Source organism: Nocardia aegles (assembly GCF_052545135.1).
Map to the genome: position 1 here is coordinate 76773 of NZ_JBQWRI010000003.1, position 21997 is coordinate 98769.

General features: G+C 69.0%; 24 protein-coding genes and 1 pseudogene. 15 read left to right on the forward strand and 10 right to left on the reverse strand.

Annotation, left to right across the window (positions count from 1 at the left end):
• The first annotated feature begins 19 nt into the window (after positions 1-19).
• The 6 genes and pseudogenes from ACT89H_RS10315 to ACT89H_RS10340 all read left to right on the forward strand — a co-directional run bounded on the left by ACT89H_RS10315 (position 20) and on the right by ACT89H_RS10340 (position 4182).
• Positions 20-877, forward strand: a complete 858-nt coding sequence (locus ACT89H_RS10315; RefSeq protein ID WP_445108335.1) for a lytic transglycosylase domain-containing protein — start codon at positions 20-22, stop codon at positions 875-877.
• A 19-nt stretch (positions 878-896) separates the two neighbouring features.
• A complete protein-coding gene (locus ACT89H_RS10320) occupies positions 897-2033 on the forward strand; it encodes an Mrp/NBP35 family ATP-binding protein (protein WP_445108336.1) in 1137 nt (378 codons plus the stop codon).
• A gap of 58 nt (positions 2034-2091) precedes the next feature.
• Positions 2092-2412, forward strand: coding sequence for a DivIVA domain-containing protein (locus tag ACT89H_RS10325; RefSeq protein WP_445108337.1), 321 nt, complete (start codon positions 2092-2094; stop codon positions 2410-2412).
• Positions 2409-3085, forward strand: a pseudogene (locus ACT89H_RS10330) (DNA-3-methyladenine glycosylase I). The gene ACT89H_RS10325 and the pseudogene ACT89H_RS10330 overlap by 4 nt, the downstream one beginning before the upstream one ends.
• Positions 3086-3141: 56 nt before the next feature.
• Complete coding sequence (locus ACT89H_RS10335; protein ID WP_011211259.1) at positions 3142-3309, forward strand: DUF3117 domain-containing protein; 168 nt, start codon at positions 3142-3144, stop codon at positions 3307-3309.
• Positions 3310-4182, forward strand: coding sequence for a putative RNA methyltransferase (locus tag ACT89H_RS10340; RefSeq protein ID WP_445108338.1), 873 nt, complete (start codon positions 3310-3312; stop codon positions 4180-4182). It begins immediately after the preceding gene.
• 9 nt (positions 4183-4191) lie between these two features.
• Here ACT89H_RS10340 and glgA read toward each other — a convergent pair whose 3' ends face one another.
• Positions 4192-5346 (reverse strand): glycogen synthase, encoded by a 1155-nt coding sequence (glgA, locus tag ACT89H_RS10345; protein WP_445108878.1) that lies wholly within the window; start codon positions 5344-5346, stop codon positions 4192-4194.
• A gap of 137 nt (positions 5347-5483) precedes the next feature.
• On the opposite strand from glgA, the gene glgC reads away from it, so the two are divergent.
• Positions 5484-6698, forward strand: coding sequence for a glucose-1-phosphate adenylyltransferase (gene glgC / locus ACT89H_RS10350; RefSeq protein ID WP_445108339.1), 1215 nt, complete (start codon positions 5484-5486; stop codon positions 6696-6698).
• Positions 6699-6714: 16 nt separating this feature from the next.
• On the opposite strand, the gene ACT89H_RS10355 is transcribed toward glgC, so the two are convergent.
• From ACT89H_RS10355 to ACT89H_RS10365, 3 genes are all read right to left on the reverse strand, one after another.
• On the reverse strand, positions 6715-6945 hold the full coding sequence (locus ACT89H_RS10355; protein WP_445108340.1) for a hypothetical protein: 231 nt from the start codon (positions 6943-6945) through the stop codon (positions 6715-6717).
• A gap of 192 nt (positions 6946-7137) precedes the next feature.
• Positions 7138-7371, reverse strand: coding sequence for a hypothetical protein (locus tag ACT89H_RS10360; RefSeq protein WP_445108341.1), 234 nt, complete (start codon positions 7369-7371; stop codon positions 7138-7140).
• Positions 7372-7445: 74 nt separating this feature from the next.
• Entirely contained in the window at positions 7446-8078 is a 633-nt protein-coding gene (locus ACT89H_RS10365) for an O-methyltransferase (RefSeq protein ID WP_445108342.1), read from the reverse strand.
• Between the two features lie 288 nt (positions 8079-8366).
• On the opposite strand from ACT89H_RS10365, the gene sigE reads away from it, so the two are divergent.
• The 7 genes from sigE (at position 8367) to ACT89H_RS10400 (ending at position 13920) form a co-directional block, all read left to right on the forward strand.
• Positions 8367-9026 (forward strand): RNA polymerase sigma factor SigE, encoded by a 660-nt coding sequence (gene sigE, locus ACT89H_RS10370; protein ID WP_445108343.1) that lies wholly within the window; start codon positions 8367-8369, stop codon positions 9024-9026.
• 61 nt (positions 9027-9087) lie between these two features.
• Complete coding sequence (locus tag ACT89H_RS10375; protein WP_195046890.1) at positions 9088-9486, forward strand: hypothetical protein; 399 nt, start codon at positions 9088-9090, stop codon at positions 9484-9486.
• A gap of 10 nt (positions 9487-9496) precedes the next feature.
• A complete protein-coding gene (locus ACT89H_RS10380; protein WP_445108344.1) occupies positions 9497-11029 on the forward strand; it encodes a S1C family serine protease in 1533 nt (510 codons plus the stop codon).
• Between the two features lie 33 nt (positions 11030-11062).
• Complete coding sequence (gene tatB, locus ACT89H_RS10385; RefSeq protein WP_445108345.1) at positions 11063-11479, forward strand: Sec-independent protein translocase protein TatB; 417 nt, start codon at positions 11063-11065, stop codon at positions 11477-11479.
• A gap of 51 nt (positions 11480-11530) precedes the next feature.
• The gene (locus ACT89H_RS10390; protein ID WP_445108346.1) at positions 11531-12388 is read left to right on the forward strand and encodes a hypothetical protein; all 858 of its coding nucleotides are present in this window, start codon (positions 11531-11533) and stop codon (positions 12386-12388) included.
• Between the two features lie 422 nt (positions 12389-12810).
• The gene (locus ACT89H_RS10395) at positions 12811-13161 is read left to right on the forward strand and encodes a hypothetical protein (RefSeq protein ID WP_445108347.1); all 351 of its coding nucleotides are present in this window, start codon (positions 12811-12813) and stop codon (positions 13159-13161) included.
• A gap of 423 nt (positions 13162-13584) precedes the next feature.
• Positions 13585-13920 carry a hypothetical protein gene (locus ACT89H_RS10400; RefSeq protein WP_445108348.1) on the forward strand — a complete coding sequence of 112 codons (336 nt, stop codon included), beginning with the start codon at positions 13585-13587 and terminating at the stop codon, positions 13918-13920.
• Positions 13921-13945: 25 nt separating this feature from the next.
• Here ACT89H_RS10400 and ACT89H_RS10405 read toward each other — a convergent pair whose 3' ends face one another.
• The 6 genes from ACT89H_RS10405 to dapE all read right to left on the reverse strand — a co-directional run bounded on the left by ACT89H_RS10405 (position 13946) and on the right by dapE (position 20548).
• Complete coding sequence (locus tag ACT89H_RS10405) at positions 13946-14884, reverse strand: glucosyl-3-phosphoglycerate synthase (protein WP_445108349.1); 939 nt, start codon at positions 14882-14884, stop codon at positions 13946-13948.
• Positions 14881-15765 carry a dihydropteroate synthase gene (folP, locus tag ACT89H_RS10410; protein ID WP_445108350.1) on the reverse strand — a complete coding sequence of 295 codons (885 nt, stop codon included), beginning with the start codon at positions 15763-15765 and terminating at the stop codon, positions 14881-14883. Before folP ends, ACT89H_RS10405 begins: the two co-directional genes overlap by 4 nt.
• A 222-nt stretch (positions 15766-15987) precedes the next feature.
• Complete coding sequence (locus tag ACT89H_RS10415) at positions 15988-17757, reverse strand: long-chain-acyl-CoA synthetase (RefSeq protein ID WP_445108351.1); 1770 nt, start codon at positions 17755-17757, stop codon at positions 15988-15990.
• Between the two features lie 4 nt (positions 17758-17761).
• Positions 17762-18331, reverse strand: a complete 570-nt coding sequence (locus ACT89H_RS10420; RefSeq protein ID WP_445108352.1) for an LOG family protein — start codon at positions 18329-18331, stop codon at positions 17762-17764.
• Positions 18325-19134, reverse strand: coding sequence for an LOG family protein (locus ACT89H_RS10425; protein ID WP_445108353.1), 810 nt, complete (start codon positions 19132-19134; stop codon positions 18325-18327). The genes ACT89H_RS10420 and ACT89H_RS10425 overlap by 7 nt, the downstream gene beginning before the upstream one ends.
• Positions 19135-19444: 310 nt before the next feature.
• Positions 19445-20548: a succinyl-diaminopimelate desuccinylase gene (dapE, locus tag ACT89H_RS10430; protein WP_445108354.1), complete on the reverse strand. Its 1104-nt coding sequence runs from the start codon at positions 20546-20548 to the stop codon at positions 19445-19447.
• Positions 20549-20838: 290 nt separating this feature from the next.
• Here dapE and dapD point away from each other — a divergent pair, with 290 nt between their 5' ends.
• On the forward strand, positions 20839-21786 hold the full coding sequence (gene dapD, locus ACT89H_RS10435) for a 2,3,4,5-tetrahydropyridine-2,6-dicarboxylate N-succinyltransferase (protein ID WP_445108355.1): 948 nt from the start codon (positions 20839-20841) through the stop codon (positions 21784-21786).
• The last annotated feature ends 211 nt before the right edge of the window (positions 21787-21997 follow it).

The following is a 21997-nucleotide window of genomic DNA, read 5'->3' on the forward strand; positions in this document are numbered from 1 at the left end:
ATGGGAGGGTCACCACACCGTGGGGCGTCATCGAAAACAACCGCCTGCCACCGTCCGACGGAGTTCGGTCATCGCGTTGACCGGATTGGTCCCCGCCGGGCTCGTATCCGTCGCGGCCGCCTCCGAGGTAGGCGAGGCGGCACCGCTCGCGACCGCCGTCCAGACGCCGGAAGGCCAGGACGTTCAGGGCGCCGCGCCATCGGTCGTCGAGCCCGCCGGGGGCGAATTCCTCGCGCACGCGATGGCCAAGGCCGCGCCCACCGCCCCGCCCGTGGTGAAAACCGTTGCGCTGCCGAGTGGTCGGCAGGCCGCCGCGATGCCGGCCGGGCCGCTCGGCATCCCCGGTATCGCCGTCGCGGCCTATCAGAACGCCGAACGGGTCCTGGCGGCGCAGAACCCGGTGTGCGGCATGCCGTGGTCGCTGCTGGCCGGCATCGGCCGGGTCGAGTCCACCCACGCGTACGGCGGCAAGGCCGACGCCGACGGCAACCCGCTCAGTCCCGTCTACGGCCCCGTGCTGGACGGCTCGCTCAGCGGTAACCACGTCGTGCGCGACTCCGACGACGGCGCACTGGACGGCTTGGACAGCTACGACCGCGCGATCGGCCCGATGCAGTTCCTGCCCGACACCTGGAAGCGCTACGGCGCCGACGGCAACGGCGATGGCATCGCCGACCCGCAGAACCTCTTCGACGCCGCGCTGACCGCGGGAAAGTACCTGTGCGACGGCGGCCTGAACATGCGTGATCTGGCCCAACAGTCCAAGGCGATCCTGCGCTACAACCACTCCATGGCCTACGTCGCGAACGTCATGGCCTGGGAGACCGCCTACAGCACGGGGGTCGCACCCCGGGCCGGAGACCTGCCGAAAATTTGACAGGCCTAAAATTCCTGCCATGTCAGTGGTTACGGAATCGGATGTGCGGGGTGCCCTCGCGAAGGTCGACGACCCGGAGATCCGCAAGCCGATCACCGAGCTGGGCATGGTGAAAAGCGTCGTCATCGGCGCCGATAGCGATGTCCACGTGGAGATCTATCTGACGACGGCGGGCTGCCCCCTGCGCACCGAGATCACGCAGCGGGTGAGCAAGGCCATCGCCGACGTACCGGGTGTGGGTGCCGTCAGCGTCGACCTCGATGTGATGGACGACGAGCAGCGCACCGCACTGCGCAGGCAGTTGCGCGGCGACTCCGCCGATCCGGTCATCCCCTTCGCCCAGCCCGGCTCGCTGACCCGCGTCTACGCCGTGGCCTCCGGGAAGGGCGGGGTCGGTAAGTCCAGCGTCACGGTGAACCTGGCCGCCGCCATGGCCGCGCGCGGCCTGTCGGTCGGCGTGCTGGACGCGGACATCTACGGTCATTCCATCCCCCGCATGCTCGGCACCGACGCCAGGCCCACGCAGGTAGAGCGGATGATCATGCCGCCGACCGCACACGATGTGAAAATGATCTCGATCGCGCAGTTCACCCAGGGCAACACCCCCGTGGTCTGGCGCGGCCCGATGCTGCACCGGGCATTGCAGCAGTTCCTCGCCGACGTGTTCTGGGGCGACCTCGACATCCTGCTGCTCGATCTGCCGCCCGGCACCGGCGATGTCGCGATCTCCATCGCGCAGCTGATCCCGAACGCCGAGATCCTGGTCGTGACCACCCCGCAGCCCGCCGCCGCGGAGGTGGCCGAGCGGGCGGGCGCGATCGCGTTGCAGACCCGGCAGCGCATCGCGGGCGTGGTGGAGAACATGTCATGGCTGGACCTGCCGGACGGCACCCGGATGGACCTGTACGGCTCCGGCGGTGGGCAGGCCGTCGCCGACCGGCTCACCCGCGCGGTGGGCGCGACCGTGCCGCTGCTCGGCCAGATCCCCATCGAACAGGCACTGCGCGAGGCGGGCGACGAAGGCACCCCGATCGTGCTGCGCGATCCGGAGAACCCCGCCGCCAAGGCCCTGCAGGAGGTCGCCGACAAACTCGCGGTCCGCCGCCGCGGCCTGGCCGGCATGTCTTTGGGCATCGACACCACCCGCGGTGCCTGATCCGCGGCGCCTGCGGCGCCTCGGCCGGTGCCGCGAGCTGTCCAAATAGAATTACTTCATGCTCACCATGCTGTTGTACGTGCTGATCGTCGGCTTGGTCGCCGCGGTGCTGTTCCTACTGGCCAGTGCGGTGTTCGGGCGCGCGGAGGAGCTGGGGCCGCTACCGGAGGGCACGACGGCCACCGTGTTGCCGGTGGAAGGGATCACCGGGGCGGACGTACGCGCGTTGCGGTTCCAGCAGGTGGTGCGCGGCTACAAAGCCGGAGAAGTGGATTGGGCGCTGGCCCGGCTGGCCGCGCGGATCGATGAGCTCCAGCACCAGCTGACCGAAGCGCAGGCCGCGCGGCGGCAGACGCCGATCGCGCCGGAGTCGATGTGAGCGCCCGCGCCGACGACGGACTGGTCCGCTGCGCGTGGCCGCTGGATTCCCAGCTCTACCGCGACTATCACGACTACGAGTGGGGCAAGCCCCTGCACGGCGACGATGCCCTGTTCGAGCGGCTCTGCCTCGAGGCATTCCAATCCGGGTTGTCCTGGCTGACCATCCTGCGCAAACGCCCGGCCTTCCGCGCGGCGTTCGCCGATTTCTCGATCGCACGGGTCGCGGAGTTCGGCGACGACGACGTCGCCCGGCTGATGGCCGACGCGGGCATCGTCCGCAACCGCGGCAAGATCAACGCGGCCATCGCCAACGCCCGCGTCGCCCGTGACCTGGACGTCGGCTTGGACGAGTTGCTGTGGTCGTTCGCCCCACCCCCGCGCCCGCGCCCCCGTTCCGGCGCCGAGGTGCCCGCCACCACCCCGGAATCGACCGCCATGGCAAAAGAATTGAAGCGGCGCGGATTCCGGTTCGTGGGGCCGACCACGGCGTACGCCCTGATGCAGGCGACCGGAATGGTCGATGATCATGTGGCCGGCTGCTGGGTGGGCAGCGCCGCCTGGACACGTGCCGACCGGTCACTTTTCGAACTCAGCTATCCGTCCACATCGACGATAGGGAAGAATGGGACGGGTGTCGCTCGCCAAACGCCGGCGAGCTCACTGGTTGGTGACAACTGAAGTTCCGAGAAAGTGCGCAAGGACCGCGCAGATCTGGAGGGAGCAGAGGATGGCGGCCATGAAGCCCCGTACCGGGGATGGTCCCCTCGAGGCAACCAAAGAAGGGCGTGGAATCGTCATGCGGGTTCCACTCGAGGGTGGCGGGCGTCTGGTCGTCGAACTCACGCCGGACGAGGCAGCGGCGCTCGGTGACGAACTGAAGAGCGTCACGAGCTGAGTGGCCCCGGCTGAGCATTCGGCCCTCGCCGTCGCGGCCGACGTTTTGGCCTGCCCGGAATGCCTGCGGGCGCACCGGGATGCCGCGTCGCTCGCGTTCGAGTCGCGGGATCGAGCACTGCGCTGCGGTCGCGGTCACAGTTTCGACGTCGCCAGACAGGGTTACGTCAGCCTGTTGACCGGTGCGTCGACCAAGATGACCGGGGACACCGCGGCCATGCTCGATTCCCGCGCCGCCTTCCAGAGCGAAGGCCACTTCGCGCCGATCGCCGACGCGGTGACGCGCGCCGCGACCGGGCACCGGACCGACGGCCCGGTGCTGGAGATCGGCGCGGGCACCGGCTACTACCTCGCCCGGGCGCTCGACGCCGCTCCCCCGGCCGTCGGCATCGGGCTGGACGTGGCCAAGCCGGCCGTCCGGCGGTGCGCCCGCGCCCACCCGCGTGCCGCGGCGGTGCTGGCCGACGCCTGGCGCGGGTTGCCGATCCGCGATGGCGCGCTGGCCTGCGTACTCTCGGTCTTCGCCCCGCGCAATCCCGGCGAGATCGCCAGGGTGCTCGCCGCGGACGGTCGCTTCGTCGTCGCCACCCCCACCGAACGCCACCTGGGCGAGCTGATCGAGCCGCTGGACATGGTCCGGGTCGATCCGGACAAGAACCGCAGGCTCGACGCCGCGATGGCGGGACATTTCGAGCCCGTCGACCGGACGTTGATCGAGTATCCGATGACGCTTGCCAGAACTGATGTCGAGCACGTAGTGGGCATGGGGCCGTCCGCGCATCACGCGGCCGCCGGAGCGGAGCGCCTCGCGCGACTGCCGGAAACCGTCGAGGTCACCGCGTCGGTCGTGGTCGGCGCCTACCGTGCGGCGTGATCGCCCGGCTCAGCCTTTCCTGACCTCGTCGTAGACCGCGAGCGTGCGGGCCGCGATGTGCGACCAGTCGAATTCGGAGATCGCGCGCTCGCGCCCCGCGGCGCCGAGCCGGGCGGCCAGCTCCGGATCGCCGGCGACCTCGTTCACCGCGGCGGCGAGCCCGCGCTCGTAGTCCGCGGCGGCACCGGCGTCGTAGTGCACCAGTCGTCCGTTGCGGTCGTCGACCACCTCGGGGATGCCGCCCACGTCGGAGGCGATCACCGCGGTCGCGCAGGCCATCGCCTCCAGGTTGACGATGCCCAGCGGCTCGTACACCGACGGGCACACGAACAGCGCCGCGGCGGCGAGGATCTGCCGGATCCGCTCGGTGGGCAGCATCTCGCGCACCCAGAACACGCCGCCGCGTCGCTGCCGCAGCTCCTGGACCGCAGCGGCGACCTCCTGCCCCAGCTCGGGCGTGTCCGGCGCGCCGGCGCACAGCACGAGCTGGATGTCGGGGTCGAAGTCGCGGGCGGCGGCCAGCAGGTGGCCCACGCCCTTCTGGCGCGTGATGCGGCCGACGAAGGCGACGATGGGCAGATCGGTCCGCACGCCGAGTTCGGCGAGGATCGACGGCTCGTCAGCCGACGCGGGGCCGGGATGCCAGACCGCACCGTCGATGCCGTTGTGCACCACGTGGACGCGGTCCGGGTCGACCGCGGGATAGGCGTCGAGTACGTCGTGGCGCATGCCCTCGCTCACCGCGATGACGGCGTCGGCGTGCTCGACGGCGTTGCGCTCCGACCAGGACGAGAGCCGATAGCCGCCACCGAGCTGCTCGGCCTTCCACGGCCTGCGCGGCTCCAGGGAATGGGCGGTCAGCACGTGCGGCACGCCGTAGAGGGTCGCGGCCAGATGCCCGGCCAAACCGCTGTACCAGGTGTGCGAGTGCACCACGTCCACGTCACCCACCGCGTCGGCCATCCGCAACTGGGCGGACATCATCTGCAGCGCGGCGTTGGCGGCGTAGAGCGACGGATCCGGTTGATGAACCACGGCATCAGCGCGCTCGGCACCCATGCAGTGCACGGTCACTTCGCACAGGTGACGTAAATGCGCCGTCAACTGTGTGACGTGCACTCCGGCCCCGCCGTACACCTCGGGTGGGTACTCGCGGGTCAGCATCGCGACGCGAAGCCGGTCCCGCTCACCGGATCCCACCGCCGAACGTCCGCCATCCGTGCCGAAACTCACCGATCCAAACTAAACCTTGGAGTCCACAGCGGCCACTCACGCGCGCTGCACCCGGTAGTTTGGCAGATGTGAGGAGCCAGCCGCACGTACTCGGAATCGTGCTCGCAGGTGGCGAGGGCAAGCGACTCTTTCCACTCACGGCCGACCGCGCCAAACCCGCCGTCCCGTTCGGCGGCGCCTACCGTCTCATCGACTTCGTACTCAGCAATCTGGTCAACGCGGGCTTTCTGCGACTGTGCGTACTCACCCAGTACAAGTCGCACTCGCTCGACCGGCATATCTCGCAGACCTGGCGGCTGTCCGGTTTCGCGGGCGAGTACATCACCCCCGTGCCCGCCCAGCAGCGCCTGGGCCCGCGCTGGTACACCGGCAGCGCGGACGCGATCTTGCAGTCGCTGAACCTGATCTACGACGAGGACCCCGAATACATCGCGGTTTTCGGCGCCGATCACGTCTACCGGATGGACCCGGAGCAGATGGTGCGCCATCACATCGATTCCGGCGCGGGCGTGACCGTGGCGGGCATCCGGGTCCCGCGCAGCCAAGCCAGCGCGTTCGGCTGCATCGACAGCGACGAGTCCGGCCGCATCACCCAGTTCCTGGAGAAGCCCGCGCATCCGCCCGGCACCCCGGACGACCCGAACGTCACGTTCGCGTCCATGGGCAACTATGTCTTCACCACCAAGGTGCTGGTGGACTCGATCCGGGCGGACGCGGACAACTCCGACTCCGACCACGATATGGGCGGTGACATCATCCCGGCCCTCGTCGCGGCGGGGCAGGCCGGTGTCTACGACTTCGCCGACAACGACGTGCCCGGCGCCACCGACCGCGACCGGGGCTATTGGCGCGATGTCGGCACCATCGACGCGTTCTACGACGCGCACATGGACCTGGTCTCGGTGCACCCGGTGTTCAACCTCTACAACCGCCACTGGCCGATCCGCGGGGCGGCCGAGAACCTGCCTCCCGCGAAGTTCGCCCAGGGCGGGCTGGCGCAGGAGTGCATCGTGGGCGCGGGCAGCATTCTGTCGGCCGCCACCGTCCGCAATTCGGTGCTCAGCGCCAACGTCATGGTCGACGACGGCGCCACCGTCGAAGGGTGCGTGCTCATGCCCGGCGTGCGGATCGGGCGCGGAGCGGTCGTGCGGCACGCCATCCTGGACAAGAACGTAGTCGTCGGCGAAGGCGAGATCATCGGGGTCGATCTGGCTCGCGATCACAGCCGCTTCGCCGTGAGCAACGGCGGCGTCGTCACGGTGGGCAAGGGCGTCTGGGTGTAGCAGCGCCGGATCGCGGCTAGGGCGCGCCCGGCTCCGGCGCGGGCGCGTTGATGCAAAACGGCGCGCAAGGGCCCGGTGTGCGCGGCACGGTGGATTTCGAGGCGCCACCGAAATCGGCGGTGCTCACCAAATAGACCACCAGCACGGCGAACAGCAGCACCCCGGCGAAAGCGATCATGGTCCGTCCCCAATGGATCGGCTTGGGACGACGCTCGTCTTCGTCCCAGAGAAACATCATCATCACCATGCCGCACCCACTTCCGGATCCACTCGGAACCTGACCTCCACCAGTATCGGCGATCTTTCGTCCGGTGCGGCAGCCCGCGCCGAACCGTGGCTCTACGGTGGCTGTTTCGCGAAGTGGCGGCGGCACGGAATTCCGGAAAACTTCGGCGGCAGGCATATTCCGCCGCAGCGGGGCCGCCTGCGGCCGGGACAACTACTGCGCGGGCGGGGCGCCGTTCTGGGTGCAGAACGGCGCACAGGGGCCCGGGGTCGGTGTGGTTTTCGCCGGGCCGGTGTCGAAATCGGCGTTGCTCACCACCACCATCACGAGCACGGCTCCCAGAAGCACGAGCAGCAGGGCCACCATCGTCGGCCGCAACCAACTCGTCCGTCGTTCGGTCACGACTTCCCCCATGGCCGCTACTTCAAGGGGAGTTAGTTCACGCATAACTGTGTTCCTCACCGAGTTCTTTCTCAGCGCATACCCCGGATTCCCGGGTGGAACCAGACTGCCGCGAAGCACTAACCGCGTGCGGCGCAGAGCAATCCGTCGCCGACCGGAATCAGCACACAGGTGAGTTCTGGATTCTCCGCGATGGCGCGGGTCGCGGCGCGCACTGCCTGCGTGGCCGGATCACGGTGCGCCGGATCGGGTACGCGCCCGCCCAGCAGCGCGTTGTGCAGCAGGATGGCACCGCCCTCGCGAAGCAGCCGCACCGCTTGGGCGACGTACTCCGGGTGCTCCAGCGGCGCGGCGTCGATGAAGACCAGGTCGTAGGCGCCGTCGGCCAGCCGGGGCAGCACGTCCGACGCCCGCCCGTTGATCAGGCGGGTGCGCGCGGGCGGGATGTCGGCGGCGCGGAACGCCTCCTTGGCCGCGCGCTGGTGCTCCGGCTCCGAATCGATGGTGGTCAGCGTGCCGTCCTCGCGCATACCGTCGAGCAGCCACAGCCCGCTGATGCCCGCGCCGGTGCCGACCTCGACCACCGCACGCGCACCGAGCAACTGCGCGTACATGCTCAGCAGCGCGCCCACCGAGGGCGGCACGGGTACCGCGCCGAGTTCGGTGGCCCGTTCCCGCGCGCTGACGAGGATTTCGTCTTCCACGACGGATTCCTCCACATAGGCGAGATTCCGCTCCAGATTCGATGCCACGGTTATGAGGCTAACGCCGGGCGGGTGATCTCGGCGTTCCGGACAACACGCGCCGCCCGCCATTTCCGCCGCCGTTTTTCTCAGGTGACCCTCAGGGTCTCCATAACAGGGCCATATCAGGACAAGAAAGAGTATGTGCAACGCAAGACCACCGACCGTGCCTTGACAGGAGACGCGGGAACAATCACATACCGGTTGTCGGTTGTATCCGTACGTGACGGACCGTAGACCCGGTCCGGAGCGAGTTCTCCCCGTTTGCGGTCCTTAGTAGGAGGTAGCCCCATCCACATGGTCGATGCGGCGCGCGAATACGCCACCCTGCCCGAGCAGATCCTGCCGGTCGAGACCGAGCCCACCGAGGAGTCGGTCGAACTGACCGGGACTGCTGCCTTCGATGCCACCGGTGACCGGTCGGCGATGCCCACCTGGGACGAACTCGTCCGCGAGCACGCGGACCGGGTCTATCGCCTGGCCTACCGTCTCTCCGGCGACGCACAAGACGCGGAGGACCTCACCCAGGAGACGTTCATCCGGGTGTTCCGTTCGCTGTCGAATTATCAACCGGGCACCTTCGAGGGATGGCTGCACCGCATCACGACCAACCTGTTCCTGGACATGGTGCGCCGCCGTAACCGGATCAGGATGGAAGCGCTGCCCGAGGACTACGACCGGGTGCCCGCCGAGGGCCCCGGGCCGGAGCAGGCCTACCACGATGCCCGGCTGGATCCCGACCTGCAATCGGCCCTGGATTCGCTCGCGCCGGAGTTCCGCGCAGCGGTCGTCCTGTGTGACATCGAGGGGCTGTCCTACGAGGAGATCGGCGCTACGCTCGGCGTGAAACTGGGCACTGTGCGCAGTCGGATCCACCGTGGGCGCCAAGCCCTGCGCGACTACCTTGCGCATAATGGAAGTGAGCAGCGGTTCGCCGCTGACGCGAACATCGGGTGATCCGTCGGAAGCCGGCATCGCCCGAACACCGGTCGATGTCGGTTGGAAGGGTGAGCACCGAATGAGTGGCGACTTCAGCACGTCCGGTCGTCGTCCGCCCCGTTTTCGCCCTACCGAGCATCTGGCGAGCGAGGCGATCGCGGCGTACGTGGACGGTGAGCTGCGGATGAACGCCTACCTGCGTGCCGCTCAACATCTCTCGCTGTGTCCGGAGTGCGCGGCGGAGGTCGATGCCCAGCAACAGGCGCGCATCGCACTGCGGCATGCGGGCCAGGTCGCGATTCCCACCGGCCTACACGACAGCCTGACCAGGATCCCTCTCGCGGAGCTGCCCGGCGGCGCGTCCAGCGGCCGGACACCCTCCTCGGCATCCGGTCAGTCCGGGCGTAACGACGCGGTTTTCGGGTTTCTGACCGATTCGTTCACCGCGACCCGGTGGACCACGTGGTGGCGCAAGTAGAGTTTCCCGAGTGACCACCGAATCGACGAATTCCGGATCGGCCGACACCTCGGATTCGGCGGCCAACCGCGGGGATCTCCGTCCACCGGACGCACCCGTGCTCGGTCCGCGCCCGGTCTACCGGCCTCATGTCGACACGCACACCGCGCGGGCCTTCCGCAGACCGTCCGGCCTGTCCGGTTCGTTCGCCGAGCCGCTCCGCAAGGCGGGTTCGGCGCCGCAGTCGGGACCCGAACTACAGAACCGGCCGCCCGACGCGGTGCTGGCCGAAGCTTTCGGCCGCCCCGAAGGCTCCACCGAACTTCTGCAGCGCGATCCCGACGCGGCCGGTGGCCAGGCTCCCGCGGCCGGGCCGGCCGATCCGTGGCGTGACCCGGAGGCCATCGCCCGCCTCGGCGCTCCCGCGGTGCCCACACCCAACCGGCAGGCGCTGCCCCGGGCCGAGAAGCTCAGTGCCCGCGAAGTGCTGTTCGGTTCCCGGGTCGCGCCCAAGGCGCTGGCTCTGCTCGCGCTGGTCGCGCTCGTCATCGGTCTGCTCGGCGGGCTGGTCGGTCGACTGACCGCGGAAACCGCCTCGACGCTCACCTCGCGCAAGGTGACGCTCGAACAGAGCGGCGACGGCACCCGTCCGCACGGCATGATCGCGCGGGTGGCCAATGCCGTGCTGCCGTCGGTCGTCTCCATCCGGGTGACCGTCGGTGAGAACGGCGCCACCGGCTCCGGCGTGGTGATCGACGGCGGCGGCTACGTCGTCACCAACAACCACGTCGTTTCGATGGCCGCCCAGGACAAGACCAACCGGTCCGCGATCCAGGTGCAGTTCTCCGACGGCACCCGGGTGCCGGCCCAGATCGTCGGCCGCGACCCGAAGACCGACCTGGCCGTACTGAAGGTCGATGTGAAAAATCTCACCGTCGCTCAGCTCGGTAAGTCCGGCGACGTCCAGGTCGGCGACGACGTACTGGCCATCGGTTCGCCGCTCGGCCTCAGCAAGACGGTCACCTCCGGCATCGTCAGCGCCCTGCATCGCCCGGTGAAGCTGGAGGGCGAGGGCAGCGACACGAAAGCCGTGATCGATGCCGTGCAGACCGACGCGTCGATCAACCCTGGTAACTCCGGTGGCGCGCTGGTGGACATGGACGGCCGGGTCATCGGCATCAACACCGCCATCCGCAGCGAAACCGGTGGCTCGGTCGGCCTCGGCTTCGCGATCCCGGTGGACAAGATGATCGAGGTCGCGCAGACCCTGATCCACGACGGCGTGGTGCACCACCCGACCATCGGCCTGAGCGCGCGCACCAAGCAGGTGGCCAACGAGGTCATGAGCGGTGCCGCCGTAGCGGACGTCGTGGCAGGCGGTCCCGCCGCGCGGGCCGGGATCGTGGAGGGTGACGTGATCGTGAAGGTCGGCGATCGGGAGGTCACCGGGCCGGACGAGCTGGTCGTCGCGGTGCAGTCCCGCAAGATCGGCGAGACGGTGAACGTGCAGTTGATCCGGGATGGCAGGCAGGTGGACGTGCCGGTGACCCTGGAATCCGACTGAGCCGCTGGTCGGACCGCCGGGTAGCCTGGTGACGTGTTCAGCAACATCGGCTGGAGCGAGATGGTCATCCTGCTCGTCGCCGCCCTCGTGATTCTCGGCCCGGAGCGCTTGCCCGGTGCCGTGCGCTGGACCACCCGCAGCCTGCGGCAGGTGCGCGATTACGCGAGCGGCGCCACCTCCCAGCTCAGGGAGGAGTTGGGGCCTGAATTCGAAGATCTGCGCAAGCCGCTGGCCGACCTGAACGAACTGCGCGGTATGACGCCCCGGGCGATGGTGACGAGACATCTTCTCAACGGCGACGATTCGCTGTTCCGGAATTTCGACGACGCGCTGCCCGATGCCAAGGATCTGTACAGCACGAACAGCGGAATGCCGGACTATCCGATGCCCAAGTTGGATAAGCCGTTGGAGCGCAACGAACGTCCGCCGATCGACACCGACGCCACCTGAACGTCAAGCAGACTAAACACATTGAGCTGTTCGGCTGTCTAGACTTCGCACATGTCGGCCGATGACGTGGCGCGCGTGTTCGCGATCGAGGACAAAGTCGAGCGACTGAAGGCGGCCACCGACGGGGTGGCGGCGGCCCAGCAGACCATCAACGAACTGACCAGGATTCGGCGTGCCGTGATCCGGGAGCTCCATGCCGAAGGCTGGACGTTCGCCAGAATCGGTGCGGCCGCCGGGCTTTCCCGGGCCCGCATCCACCAGGTGAGTACACAGGGGCCCGCGCCGGAAGGACTGTTCTTCGGGCACGGCTCGCTCACCGTGCTCGTCCCGGAGGTGCGCGCCGGGCGGGTGATCGGCGCGCCGGATCCCGCGGCGCCGCTCCGATTGGCCGAACTGCTACGCGAGCTCGGTTTCACCGTGGCGGTCGAGCATTTCCTACCGGGTCGTCCGATCGACCTGCGGCGGGACGGCCTGATCGTATTGGGCGGGCCGGAACTGTCCCCGAGTTTGCGTCAACTGGTCGCCGCCGACCCGCGATTGCGCCGCGCGGTGGCCAGAGTGGGCGACTCGCGCCGGGGTATCGAGGATCGCCCGGCTCGGCGGGTGTACCGGCCGGACGGATCCGAACCGCACGACATCGCCTATCTGGGCAGGCTTCCCAGGCCCGACGGGCGGGGCAGCGTCCTGATGATCGACGGCATGCATCCGCCCGGCTCGCTCGGCGCCATCCGGCTGCTCGCCACCCGGCTGTCCGGTTTGCACGAGCAAGCGAGCAATCACCTGTTCTCGGTGTTGATCGCCTGTCGCTTCGACCGCGCCACCGGCGAACCGCTGGAGGCCGAACTGCTCACGCCGGTCTACCGGCACGACCCCGAGAACAGGTCGCCCGCAACGGGTCTGCGCCGCTGAGCCGCGCCCCGGGCGGATGCCGCCGCCGGATGCTCGATCCCTTTGCCGGTGTTCGGGTTTCGACCGGAGTCGCGCGGCGAGGCGACCCCTGGCTATGTGTCCGACGCACTGACACAGCAAGTTTCAGCAAATATGTGGACACCATAAGTCTGCACACGTCACACCGAAGAAGTGATGCAGCGAAAAAGCCCTGCGCCGGCAAACCAGCACGGAATCATCTCGCCGACGACCTGGTCACAGCACTCTTACCGCGACACCCGAATAGTCGCGCCGTCGTGTGGCGCAGGTCACCAACCCTGCCACAGTCGCGTTCCTGCACGGATGATTGAATAGCTGGACGATAACCGCTTCGAGACCGGCGTCGTCCGTCCATCCACAGCTTGGCGAAGCGGACGTGCGCGGCGTCCGGCAAGGAGGAAATCGTGAATCCGCTATTGCTCATCGGCGGTGCCGTCCTGGCGGTGGGGCTGCTCGGCCTGATCGTCAGCGTGCTGCTGCGACCGACGGGGTCGCAGGCCCACGTGACCGTCGCCGACCTGCAAGCACGGCTGGCGAGGGAGCAGTCCGCGACATCGCCCGAGGCGGACGACTCGGGTGACGACGAACCGGAGCCCGGCCCGCCGCACACCGCCGAGGCCGAAGCGGTCGATTCCGGACGCGAGGAGCCCGAGCAGCCCACCGATGGCGACCAGCCGCGCGACGCGGCGGCGGATGTGGCTCCGGATGAAGCAGTGGGCCGGCCGAGGCCGGATCATCGTCGCCACGCAGGGTAGCTTTCCATTAGCTGAAGCGGAAGCCGCGTGAGGGCGGGCCGCGACGTCATCGACACCAGCTCGGCAGGATAAGGAACCCGGTCGGACTCCACCCGACGCGCGGACACCGGATGAGACGGCTACGTCCACCGTCGCCCAGCTCGACAAGAGCATCCTCCCCGCTGGACCGCACCGCGGTGCCCATTCACCGCCGACCGATCCGAACTTCGTGCCCGCATGGCGGATTGGACCGCCGGCCGGCGGGAATACCCGGCGGCAGAGCCGCACATACCGGTCGCGGGCGCGTCCTGATCCCACTTGCGCGATGCGTCCACCCGGCCCACACTTGATTTGCTGAAAGTTAGCTATAAGTAGGTGACGGTGCGTTGCGCTGCGGCCCCGCCACGTGCTGCCCGGCCCGCCCCATCGAGAGGAGAATGCGCCGTGACCGCCACCCAGATCGCCGTCCTCTGCTCGCTCGTCGGCGCGGCGAGCCTGTTCGCCACCATCGGGTTGCTGCACGGACCGGCGAACCGGCGGCGCCGGGTCGGCGCCGCCGAGCACGCGATCGCGGAACAGTTGCCCGCCCCCGCGCTCCCGACCTGCCCGATCGGCAGACCGCAGCGACTACTCGTTGAGCCGTTGACCGTAGGGGAGGCGCACGAACTCATGCAACGCCACCGGATCTGTGAGCCGTCCGAGTGCGTCTACAAGCACGCGGCCTTTCGCACCCTGATCGAGGCGGGATACATGCGGGATCCCCATGCGGAAGGTGCTTGACCGAATCCGTATGCCGCGCGAGCAGTCAGGCCGCGGCGCAGGCGGGCCGAAGGGTGTTCATCGGCGGGCGGTCCAGCAGGGAGACCTCGGTGCGATGCGCGGTGAACTCGTCGCCGATCAGCGGGAACTGGGTCAGCGCGGCCCCGGAGTCCTGGACACCGCTGCGGCCGAGCACGGTGCCGAGGATCTGGCGGCTCATCACCCCCAGGTCGGCCAGCGGCCGGTTGCGATGCGTGCGCACGCCGAGGTTGACCTGGCCGATCGCGGACATGCCGAGCCGATCGTAGGTGTCGAGCAGCAGCCCGATCTCCACCCCGTAGCCCGGCGCGAACGGCACCGAGGTGAGCAGTTCCCGGGTGCCCGCGTACTCGCCGCCGAGCGGCTGCAACACCTGCGAGAGCTCCGGTCGCAGCGCGGCCAGCAGGGGCCGGGCGACCAGTTCGGTGACGCGGCCGCCGCCGTGCGCGTCCACCGCGCCGCCTTGCCGCAGCGGCCTGCGGTAGTACGCCTTGGCCAAGTGCATGTCGGCAACCGTGAGCAGCGGCCCGAGCAGTTTCGGCACGAACGCGGGGTCCGGGTCGATGAGGTCGGAGTCGACGAAGGCGATCAAGTCGCCGCTGGTCACCGCCAGGGAACGCCACAACACCTCGCCCTTGCCCGGCACCGGCTCCAGCTCCGGCACCGCCTGCTCGCGGCTGATCACCTCGGCGCCCGCGGCGCGGGCCCGTTCCGCGGTGGCGTCGGTCGAGCCGGAGTCCAGCACGATCAGCTCGTCCACCAGCGTGCCGAGCAGCGGGCGGATGCTGGCCACCACGTCGGCCACGGTCCGTTCTTCGTTCAGTGCGGGCAGCACCACCGATACGGTGCGCCCGGCTTTCGCGGAGACGAGCTCGTCCACGCGCCAGCCCGGGGTGTCCCAGGTATGGGTCGTCGCCCAAGCGGGCTCACGGTGTTGAAATGTCATACCAGACCTCGCAAGGTTCGTGCGGGGGGCCGGATGCCCTGGATCGCGGCGATCATGTCCACGACCCGCCGGGTCGCGGCGACTTCGTGGACACGAAAGACTCTGGCGCCGGCCGCCGCCGACCACGCTGTCGCCGCCAATGTGCCCTCCAGCCGTTCGGAAAGACCGACACCTAGAGTCTCCCCGATGAAATCCTTGTTGCTCAGCGCCATCAAGACTGGCCATCCGGTTTTTACAAGAACGTCGACTCCGCGCAACAGTTCGAGACCGTGGTAGGTGTTCTTGCCGAAATCATGCGTCGGATCGATCAGAATCGAATCCCGGCGCACCCCCGCCGCGAGCGCGTCCTCGGCGGCCCGCACCACCGTTTCGGTGACCTCGCCCACCACGTCGCGGTAGCGGACCCGGTGCGGCCTGGTGCGCGGCACCGCACCACCGGTATGGCTGCACACCAGACCCGCTCCGTGCGCGGCGGCCACCGCAACGAGATCGGGATCGGCGCCGGCCCAGGTGTCGTTGATCAGATCCGCGCCCTCGCCCACCGCGGCCAGCGCCACGTCGGCGCGCCAGGTGTCGACGCTGATCAGCAGCTCCGGGTACTTCCCGCGAATGGCCGCGACGAACGGCACCACCCGGCGCGTTTCCTCGGCCGCGTCCACCGAATCACCCGGCCCGGCTTTCACCCCGCCGATATCGACGAGGTCGGCGCCCTCGTCCACCGCGCGCGCCACGGCGTCCATGGCCGCCGCGTCGGTGAACGTAGCGCCGCGGTCGTAGAACGAGTCCGGGGTGCGATTCACGATCGCCATCACCAGCGCTCGATCCGTCGGCACCGGCCGCCCGCACAGCGTGGGAAGCGGCGCCGCGGTCGAGCTGAACATGTCGCTCTCCCGCCTCTCCGCGAATCAGGCCGTACAGATCAGGAGACCGCGATCGAGTCGTGCCGTCGGGGTCTGGACATGCCCGACGAGTGACCCGTGTGCTCGCGAAACCAGTCGCCTCCTAATGCTCAGACCGTACCAGTCTCGCGCCACAAGATCAGCGGGCAGTCCTGCGGCCGAGCTCGCAGAACCGCCGCCACCAGGCTCTTTTCCGGATGACCGTCAGCTCTTCGGGGCGCGGCCCGCGGCTACGTCGGCGGCGTAGCCGGCATAGGCGGGCAGGTAGCCCTCGGTGCGGCCCGCGAGAACGTACAGCGCGCTGTCCGGGTCCTGGGTGTAGCCCTGCTTGCGCAGTTCCACTTTGCGGCTCTTGAACGTCGAGGTCTGCTCCAGCTCGTGCACGATACGAATGAACAGCGGAACGGCGTAACCGGGCAACTGCTCGTAGGCCAGCTTCGCGACAGCCGCTCCGTCGAATTCCGCGCCCGGACGCAGAGTCACGGCGGCCATGCCCGCCTTACCATCGGTGCCGGGGATGTCCACGCCGAAGACCACCGCCTGCTCGATCGACTCCGCCTTGCTCAGCGCGCCCTCCACCTCGGTGGTCGCCACGTTCTCCCCCTTCCACCGGAACGTGTCGCCGAGCCGGTCCACGAACGCGATGTGGTGCCAGCCCTGGTCCCGCACCAGATCGCCGGTGTCGAACCAGACGTCCCCGGATTCGAAGCCGTCGCGTACCAGCTTGGCTTCGGACGCGGCCTTATCGGTGTAACCATCGAACGGGGAGCGGTCGGTCACCTTGGCCAGCAGGAGGCCGACGCCGCCCGCGCCCACACGACGCAGGCGTCCGTTCTTGTCGCGCGCGGCCTTTCCGGTCTCCTCGTCGTACTCCACGACGGCATACGGCAGCGGACCGAAGCCCGCCGTCCGGTCGACGCCGAACGCGTTGACGAAGGCGATATTCGCCTCACTCGCGCCGTAGAACTCCACGATGCGCTCGATGCCGAACCGGGATTTGAACTCGTCCCACAATTCCGGACGCAATCCGTTGCCGACGGCGAGCCGGACCTCGTGCTGCCGGTCGGTGGGCTCGACCGGCTGGTTGAGCAGATAGCGGCACAGCTCGCCGATGTAGATGAACGCTGTGGCCTGCTCGCGCGTGACCTCGTCCCAGAACCGGGACGCGGAGAAACTCCGGCCGAGGGCGAACGTGCCGCCGGAGGCGAGGACCGCGGACAAGGCGACGGTGAGCGCGTTGTTGTGGTAGAGCGGCAGGCAACAGTACAGAGTGTCGTTGCCGCGCAGGCGGATCCCGAGGCCGCCCAGTCCGGCCATGCTCTTGGTCCAGCGCAGATGGGTCATCACGCTGGCCTTAGGCAGTCCGGTGGTGCCGGAGGTGAAGATGAGGAACGCGCGCTCGCCCGCGGTGACTTCCGCACAGCTCGGCGGATCGCCGTCGTCGGCCGCGCGGGCGGCCGCGTGGAGTTCGTCGGCAGGCAGGACATCGGCGGGCGGTTCGGGCAGCGAGTCGATCGCCTCGGCGCATTCCGCGCCGACCACGGTCAGCACGCTGTCGAGCAGGCCGAGGCTGTGCGCCAGCACCTGGTCGCGCTGATGATGGTTGAGCAATCCCACGGTGGCCCCGAGCTTGACCGTCGCCAGCACGACGAACAGGGTCTCCGGCCGGTTGGTCATCAGCACGCCCACCACGTCGCCGCGCCGCACACCGCGTGCGGTGAGCACACTCGCGTACCGGTTCACCTCCGCGTTCGCCTCGCCGTAGGTGTAGCACGCGCCCTCGAACCGCAGGAATGGGCGGTCCGGATGCCGGTGGGCGGTGCGCTGGAAGTACAGGCCCACCGACGACTTGGAATCCGGCGTCACGAGCATCTTCAGCGCATTGCGGAGCATGCCGGGTGCGTCCAGGGCCATCGCGGGAAGATGCCGGGCGAGGTCGGCCAAACTCACCGTGGAGCGGGTGGCAGTGCTCACGTCGTCAGTTCTCCTGACCGAGTATGCGAGTCTCCAATGCCGCGAATGCGGACGGGATATCGGTCACCACGGTGATCCGCGACAGCGCTGTCCGGGGCACGAACTTCCGCTCGTACAGCTCGTCCAGCCAGGAGAACAACCCGCTGAAGAACCCATTGGGATCCAGCACGACAACGGGTTTCTCGTGCTGTCCCAGATAGCCTCCGGTCCAGGTCTCGAAGAACTCCTCGAGTGTGCCGATGCCGCCGGGCAGGGTGAGGAAGGCGTCGGCGCGGTCTTCCATCACCTGCTTGCGCTGGCGCATCGTGTCGGTGACGACCAGTTCGTCGGCGTCGACGTCGGCCACCTCCCGGTGCACCAGGTGCTTCGGGATCACGCCGATGGTGTTCGCGCCGCCCGCCCGCGCCGCGGTGGCGATCGCGCCCATCATCGACACGTGACCGCCACCGGATACCAGTTGCCAACCGCGCCGGGCGATCTCGGTGCCCACCCGCGCGGCCAATGAAAGGTACTCCTGGTCGGTGGTACTGGCCGAGCAGTAGACACAGACGGCGAAAGGCCGATCACTCACCACTGATCCTCCGTTCCGATCGCGTCCTCGGCGCCGCCCGCCACCGCGGCGGCCTGGATGATGTGCACGACCTCCTCGACGCTGTCGGTCACGTGCAGTAGTCCGAGGTCGCCGGGAGATATCTTGCCGGAACCGCCCAGCGAATCGCGCAACCAATCGACCAGCCCGGACCAATATCTGGTGCCGAACAGGATGATCGGGAACCGGGTGATCTTGCGGGTCTGCACCAGGGTGAGCGCCTCGAACAATTCGTCGAGCGTGCCGAAGCCGCCGGGCAGGCAGATGAACGCCTGCGAGTACTTCACGAACATCGTCTTGCGGACGAAGAAGTACCGGAAATTGATGCCCAGGTCGACCCAATCGTTGATGCTCTGCTCGAACGGCAGCTCGATGCCGAGGCCGATCGAGTAGCCGCCCGCCTCGCAGGCGCCCCGGTTGGCCGCCTCCATCGCGCCGGGACCGCCGCCGGTGATCACCGCGAAACCCGCTCGCGCCAGCGCGGCGCCGATGGCCCGCCCGGCCTGGTACTCCGGATGGTCGGCGGAGGTTCGCGCGGAACCGAACACGGTCACCGCGCGGGGCACCTCGGCGAGAGCGCCGAAGCCCTCGACGAACTCGGCCTGGATGCGCAGCACACGCCAGGGATCGGTGTGCACCCAGTCGGTATCGCCGCGCTTGTCCAGCAAATTCCGGTCGGCAGTGCTGACGCCGTCGGCACGGTCGCGGCGGAACATGATCGGCCCGCGAAACTTCGGGGCCGACTTCGGTTCGGGGGTGACCTCACGGTCCGCGGCGTCGGTGGACATGCGTTCCACGCTACCGCCCGGCAAGAGGGACTTACGGGCTGGACGAGAGAAGTCGTCCGACGTTCAGCCGGACGCAGGCCGGGCGAGACGCGGTCGCAATCTCGGCGCTCGAGGCGCACGTCACCGCGCGAATCGCGCGGGCGGCGAGCCGGAGTCGGGCACTCGCGTTCGCGACCATCGGTGGGGATCGGGCGCGTGGCCGGGGCGCCGGCAACCGAACCTCGCCGGGTCGATCAGGCGCGCGGCGGTCCGCCGGTCGCGGCGACACCGGGCCGGGATGCGACGGCACCCGCGGATCCGCACCCGTCGTTCAGTCCGGAGTGCCGCTCAGGTAGCTGCGCAACATGGCGGTCACGGCGGTGATCTGATCTACCGGGACGTGTTCGTCGCGCTTGTGCGCGAGGTTGGGATCGCCGGGGCCGAAGTTTACGGCGGGGATGCCGCGGGCCGCGAAACGCGAGACGTCGGTCCAGCCGTACTTCGCGCGCACACCGCCGCCGCCGTGCCGCCGCACCGAGGCGATCAGGTCCTTGGCCGCCGGAGCCGTCAACCCGGGCAGCGCGCCCGGCGCCGAGTCGGTCACGTCGAAGGACAGCTCCAACCCGGCGAAGACCTCGCGCACGTGCTCGACGGCTTGGCCGACGGTGCGGTCGGGTGCGAAACGGAAGTTGACGTCCAGTTCGGCGGCATCCGGCACCACGTTGCCCGCGACGCCGCCGGTGACCCGGACCGCGGAAAGTCCCTCGCGATAGACGCAGCCGTCGATGTCCACTTCTCGGGCGCGATAATCGGCGAGCCGCTGCAGGATCGGCGCCAGACGGTGAATCGCGTTGTCGCCCAGCCAGGCTCGCGCCGAGTGCGCGCGCACGCCGGAGGTGCTCAGCCGCACCCGCAACGTACCCTGGCACCCCGCCTCGATCCAGCCGCCGGACGGTTCGCCGAGCACGGCGAGGTCGCCGGTGAGCCAGTCGGGCAGATCGCGTTCGATGTGCCCGAGGCCGTTGAACTCCGCGGCGATCTCCTCGCCGTCGTAGAAGATCAGGGTCAGGTCGTGTACCGGGTCGGCGATGGTAGCGGCCAGGTGCAGGAAGACCGCGTCGCCGGATTTCATGTCCACCGAACCGCAGCCGTAGAAAACGTGCTCGCCCGTCGGGCCCACCGCGAATCGGCCGGGCACGTTGCCGGCGATCGGCACGGTGTCCAGGTGCCCGGCGAGGATCACCCGGGTCGGCAGCCCGCGACGGGTGCGCGCCAACACCACATTCCCGTGCCGGACGATCTCGAACCCGGTCGTCTGCTCCCGCAGCGCCCGCTCCACCGCGTCGGTGATGGCCGCCTCGTCGCGCGAGACGCTCGGGATGTCGACTAGCGCGGCGGTCAGTGTGATCGGGTCGGCATGCAGGTCGATGGTCACGCGCTTCACCCTACGACCGCGCACCCGCTACACCGGCCGGCGCCGGTCGGTGTTCCGTCCCTCGTCCGGGACCGGTCATTTTCGCCGAGAGGTTCGGCAACCCTCGTGTCGCGATGTACGGGCGGCACGTTTCGAGTTCTGCGTCTGCCCGGTCGGGCGCGATATGACACCGGCCGCGCGCGGAGCCGACGTCGTCCTTACCGGCCTCTCCGCCGAGTAGCAGGACTGTGCGGGCGGTGTCCCCGGAGCGGGCGCACCGTCGACCCGCACGGGTCGGTAATCTCTAGGCCGTGAGCATCCAGGGAGCAGCAGCAATCGGTATCGCCAACGTGACCGCGGACGGGACCGTGCTGGACACGTGGTACCCGAGCCCGCAGCTGGGCGCGTTCGCCGAGACCGGCACCAAGCGGCTGGACGAGGCGCCCGCCGAGTACGCGGCGCTGCTCGGCTTCGACGACGCGCGCGGGGTCGACGTGATCGCGGTGCACACCACGATCGCCGACCTGTCCGCCGCCCCGGTCGACGCGCACGACGTCTACCTGCGCCTGCACCTGCTCTCGCACCGCCTGGTCAAGCCACACGAGGTGAGCCTCGACGGCCAGTTCGGCCTGCTCACCAACGTGGTGTGGACCAACCACGGCCCCGCCGCGGTGGAGGGCTTCGAGGCCACCCGCGCCAAGCTGCGCGCCCGGGGCCCGGTCACGGTGTACAGCGTGGACAAGTTCCCGCGCATGGTGGACTACGTGCTGCCCGCCGGCGTCCGTATCGGCGACGCCGACCGGGTCCGCCTCGGCGCGCACCTGGCCTCCGGTACCACCGTCATGCACGAGGGCTTCGTGAACTTCAACGCGGGCACCCTCGGCGCGTCCATGGTCGAGGGCCGCATCTCCGCGGGCGTCGTGGTCGGCGACGGCTCGGATATCGGCGGCGGCGCGTCCACCATGGGCACCCTCTCCGGCGGCGGCACCACGGTGATCTCCATCGGCGAACGGTCGCTGCTCGGCGCCAATTCCGGCCTCGGCATCCCCCTCGGCGACGACTGCGTCGTGGAGGCAGGCCTCTACCTCACCGCGGGCACCAAAGTCGCCACCCCCGACGGGACCCTGATCAAAGCCGCCGAACTCGCCGGCCGCGACAACCTCCTGTTCCGCCGCAACTCCACCACCGGCGCGGTCGAAGTGGTCCCCCGCGAAGGTACCGGCATCGAGCTCAACGCCGATCTCCACGCCAACGACTGAGCCGTTCCGCCAGTGGCATGCGGTTGAGCGGTCTTCTCACACTTCGCCGCGACCGTGTGCCACTCGCGAGGTTGCGCGCGCTTACCCGACCGCAAGTGGCATAGGGCTGTCCGGCGGATCAGGTGAGGTCGGGATCCGCACCCGCGAGCCCGAAGGCGATGACTCGCTGGGGATGGATGCGGATCATTTCGCGGGAGACGCCGGAGAGGTA